Source organism: Massilioclostridium coli (assembly GCF_900095865.1).
Lineage (GTDB): Bacteria > Bacillota > Clostridia > Oscillospirales > Ruminococcaceae > Massilioclostridium > Massilioclostridium facile.
Map to the genome: position 1 here is coordinate 1 of NZ_FMIZ01000002.1, position 5,028 is coordinate 5,028.

General features: G+C 39.6%; 1 protein-coding gene and 1 pseudogene. Both read right to left on the reverse strand.

Features of this window, described 5'->3' with window-relative positions:
• A partial coding sequence (locus tag BQ2683_RS00030) for a family 78 glycoside hydrolase catalytic domain (RefSeq protein WP_069986653.1) occupies window positions 1–4,099 on the reverse strand: 4,099 nt, incomplete at its 3' end.
• A 648-nt stretch (window positions 4,100–4,747) separates the two neighbouring features.
• Window positions 4,748–5,028 (reverse strand): annotated as a pseudogene (locus tag BQ2683_RS13310) (hypothetical protein); the annotation flags it as partial.

Genomic DNA, 5,028 nt, shown 5'->3' on the forward strand with positions numbered 1-5,028 from the left:
TTTCGTCAGCTAATACATTAGTTGCTTTTTCTACTGCTGATGTCAATACTGCGTAGCTTTCTGCTGTGTATGCGGTTGCGTCTTTGCTATTTGCTTCTGCAATAACCTGTTCCAATACGGATTTATCTGCTTTGAATCGCAGGTTTAGCATTGCGTTTAACAGGTTCGTTTCTGCTGTTTCAATCTCGTTTGCTAAAGCATTGTCTTTGTCTGCCAGCAATTCTTGTGCTGCTGCTAATGCTTCTTTAAATTCTGCTTGCCCAGCTTCCACATACTTAGTTAAGTCATAACTGCTCGCTGTGTTAACTAATTTTTGTAAGGAAGTAATATCACCTTTGACAAAGCCCAGTTTATGGATTTCGTTCAACAGAGTCTGCCATGCTGCATTTACTTCTTCCTGAGTTGCCCCTGTATTGGCTGCAACTGCTTTGGCATTTTCCAGTGCTGCAGTAAAGGATTTTTGAACATCTGCAATTACATTATCAAATGCTGGGTCAGCTTGTTGTTCTTCTGCGTATGCAATCACAGTGTTGAGGATGGTCTTGGAAGGCTGCGCTTTGTCGGTTGCTGTGAAGTGATAACTGCCGCTGCCTACTGTATAGGTACAATATCCGTTTTCATCAATACCTGCAAAAGTCAATCCGTTACCATCTTTGCCAAGGATGTCATTTCCGCTTTCGGTAACAGCAGTAGCGTCTTTTACAGGGATAACGATAGTAGCGGTTGTGTTAGTAGGAACAACAACTTCCCAATTGAAATTGCCGTCTGTGTAATTCCAATTAGAACGGATCTCGCCGTATTTTGTTGTAGTAGCAGTATTGGCGGATGTCATACCTTCTGGAATATAAGGGGAGAGGGTGAAGTTTTCAAATGCGATTCCATCGTTGTTAATACCACCAATTCCCTCATAGAACCATTGGTCAATATGACCCATCATAATATGGCTTTGGGAGCCGCTTCCGTTCCAGTGTTCTGGAAGGGATGTGTTTCTGCCAATAAAGTAGGTATAGCTAGGCATGGTATCGTTCATTGCCATTTTATAAACCAGGTCATTGTAGCCATTTTCCCTTAATACACTAATCATATATTTCAGGGTAACTTCCCCTGTGTTCAGATGGTAGTCATTTTCTACAATGTTGTTTACCAGGTTTTGTAATACCATTTCTTCATAGCCGTCTGGCACCAAATCATTGAATAATGCCAATGAGTAAACAGATTGGAGGTCAAAGTCCTGTAGTGGTGCGAATGCTTCCTGCTGTTTGTTATTCTCTTTTACAGGTCCTTTATACATACCTGTTTCGTAGTTGAAGAACAGTTTGTTAAACTCTGCTTTAATGTTTTCGTATAAAGTTGCGTATTCTGCAGCTTTTTCTGTATCACCTAAAGTGGTAGCGATTTCGGACATTGTTTTTGCTAATTGGGCGTAAACTGGAGTAGTGATTAATACAGTTGATTGAGAAATTTGGGTTTGTACTTTTACTCCATATGGATCGCCCTGATATTCGCCCCAGTCACCCAGACCGTAATCGTAAAGTACATAATCAAAGTCAGTGTAACTCAGGCTAGGATCAGCGGCAATCGCCTCATCAAGTCCTTGTTTATAGCTGTCCCGTCTGTTGTTATAATGCTGCATCAGTTTCTGCATCGCATCCCAGGATTTTTCCAAAATCTGTTTGTCGCCATAGGTTTCGTAGGTGTACCATGGAACCAAAATAGCGGCTCCGCCCCAGGATAAATCGTCATTATAGTTACCACCTTGAGGAGAGTAGCCAGGCAGGGTACTTGGCATTAAACCGTCTTCATATTGGCCTTCCCTTTGGTCTTGTGCGATTTTTTCCATGTAAGCAGCAATATTATAATTGTAAGAAAGAAGCTCATAGGTCAGATGGCTTTGTTCCATCCAGCCTAATTTTTCCCTTTGAGGGCAGTCGGTATAAGTATCATACATGTTGTTTTCAGCTGAACGTAAAATCAGATCATGTACTGCGTTTACATCTTGGTCTGAAGTTTCAAATTCACCAACTTGTTCGTTAGAAACCATAATCTCCAAACCGCGAATCATATCAGGGGTAAGTTCCACATCAGTATCCCCAATTACGGTAACTTCCAGCCATCTAAATCCATGGTACATGAAGTTTGGATGCCATGTTTCCCCATTTTCGTCCCCTTTAAAAATGTAGGTATCGTATAATGGAGTTTCCCCATAAGAAGCCTGGCTAACCCTTTGGGTAGAAGAATTGAACTGTTCCGCAGGAAGCATTTTCAATTTAGTGCCTTCGGGCAAAGTCGCATTCAGTTCAAACCATCCTGCGAAGTTTACGCCTAAATCAAATACATATACATTTTCTTCAGGGTGATAGAAGTTCACTGTTTCGTGAGTATCCACGATTTTGGAACCTGGGTACATTCTGGATTTAAATGCCCCCATAGGAACTTCGGAGCCATCACTGGAGCTGAGCATGGTGTTTTCAATCACACAGTTCTGCCAATTGGAATAGTCAAACCCTGGTGAATCCCATCCTGGCTGTTCCAGACGTGCGTCATAATCCTCACCACCATACCAATGGGAAAGCACGGTTGGGCCGTTGGTCCATTTCCAGCTGTCATCAGAAAGGATGGTCTGAGTAGAACCGTCTTCATAGGTAATTTCCAATTGGGCGTACAGTTTCAGTTTTCCGTTGGTGCGGTCAGCTTTACTGTAACGCAACGCATACCTTGGGTTGTCATAGATGCCGTTCCCAAGCATTGCACCAATTACGTTTTCGCCTTCGTTGTTTAACAGTTCTGTTACATCGTATGTATTGTAGAAAATAGATTTTTCATATTCGGTCAAACCAGGTTCCAAAACGTTGTCAGTCACCTTGTTGCCATTAATCCGCATTTCATAGATGCCGAGTCCGCTGGAATAGAGGGTAGCGGATTTGATCTGTTTACCACTGTCAGTATTAAAAGATTTAGCGATTAAAGGAAGGGAATTCCCTGTTGGCAACTCGTTGTCAGGCGCTTCAGCGTCTACAACCTGTTCATCGATAACCCATTGGGTATTAATATCTTCCCCACTGTCTGTCAAGGAAGGTTTTGCGGCATAGAGTGAGTCATTGTTCGTGAAAGATACAGTATAGCTGGAAGGGAAGTCAGCAACCTTTGATGGGTCGGATATTGCTTCATTTCCTAAAGCAGGGTAAATCCATACTTCATCAATGGTAACATCAGAGCCCAGTTTAAAGTTAACCCAGTCATTAAAGCTTTTTACTTTACCGTTGGAGTTGTTGATGTAGTCTCCATTTTCATCAATGTATTTTTCATTTTGCAGGTCTGGGTCAAGGGCATAGCGGGATTGGTATCCGGCTGGCACTTTTACAGAATCTCTAACGCCATCATTGATATAGGAATTGTTCCATATTTTGGATACATTGTCCTGGTTTTGAGTAGAAGTACTTTTTTTGTACAGCAGGTTGTTCTCATAATTTGGGTCTGTTTGTGAATTGTAAGCTTCGATTTCAGCAATTCTAGTTCTATATTGTCCTACTGTGGAAGGAAGTCCCATTTTTTGTACTGCAAAACGGAAGTATTGAGCAGTAATTGGTTGGTCAAACTTGATTTTAATAGGATTATAATCCACTTCTCCTGCATCTGCGTTGTAAGTAATCCAATCCGCTTTCAATTCGGTTTCAGGATCAAATTTACCGGTGGAAAAATAGGCAGGTTCGCTGAACGCACTTTCATTGCCGTGATTATCCCATACTTTTACTTGCCAATAATATTTTGTGGAAGAAGCCAGAGCATCACCTTCATATTTTACATTGATACTATTTGGGGATGTCACCTTTCCAGTATCCCATACAACTGTGCCATCTGGGCTTTCCTGATATACTTTAATTTGGTAAGCGGTTTGCAGCGTACCTCTTTCGCTGGATTGGATTACCCAGCTAAAGTTTGGGTTTGTAGTATCCACCCCAAGAGGGTTGGTTAATTCTTCGGTTTTTAAATTACTTAATGTAAGTTTTGCGCCTTGCAAAGCGCCAGTTTGGATTGAAAAAACAGAGAGCAACATACATACTGCCAGGATCAATCCAATTACTCGTTTGAATTTTTTCATTTAAAAAATTCCTCCTTCTCTTTTGTGGTTTGTTTCACCCATTTGGGCAAGCGAACATTGTGTTAGTAGCAAGCCCCCTTCCACCCGAAAATGTGTACTTTTTCAGGCAGAAAAAAACTCAAAATTTTCTAGTAAATTTTGAGCAAAAAATAAAAATAATGACTAGAACTAAAAAGTACACCTTAGCTTAATATATCTTATGGGATATATTGGAGCAGATATAATTATTGCACGATAAAAAAAGAAAATCAAGAGGTAAAAGTAATGAATTTTAAAAGAAAAAAATAGGTAAATCAACAATAAAATGGTAATATTTTATTAAAAATGGAAAAATAAATTCACATTATCCAAAATAATTATGGGACACTTCTTTTTAGAAATAGGAAAGTAAATTAACAAATAAAAAGGTTTTCATTCTTAGTTTCCTTATTTTTTCATGAGAGGATTTTATATGCTTAATCACTATTGGTGTAAGTTTGTTAGATAGTATTAAAATATTATCATAGAAATCCATTAAATTATCTTCTGGTTAAGAAGAAAGAGGTTCATTATTAGGTAAAAAAACAGACCCCGTTATTTCGAGGTCTGTTTTATATGGCACGAATACTAATTTTGTAAACGATTCAGTCCATAGTTTAAAATCAAATATTATTTTCTTTTTTTGTTTACGAACATTAAAGTGCCAGCAGCAGCTACGAAAGTGGCAATCATTGCGATTGGAGCAACATCGCCAGTTTTAGCAGCATTTGCTTTTGTGGTTGTAGTTTCCTGTCCAGTTTGAGTTGTTTGGTCAACAGCATTATTTTCTGTTGGAGCTTCAACAGAGGTTCCAGACAATGCAACTAAACCATCCATTGCGGTTTGTACGGATTCAACTGCTGTGTCAACATCTTGTTGTGTAGCGTTTTCGTCAGCTAATACATTAGTTG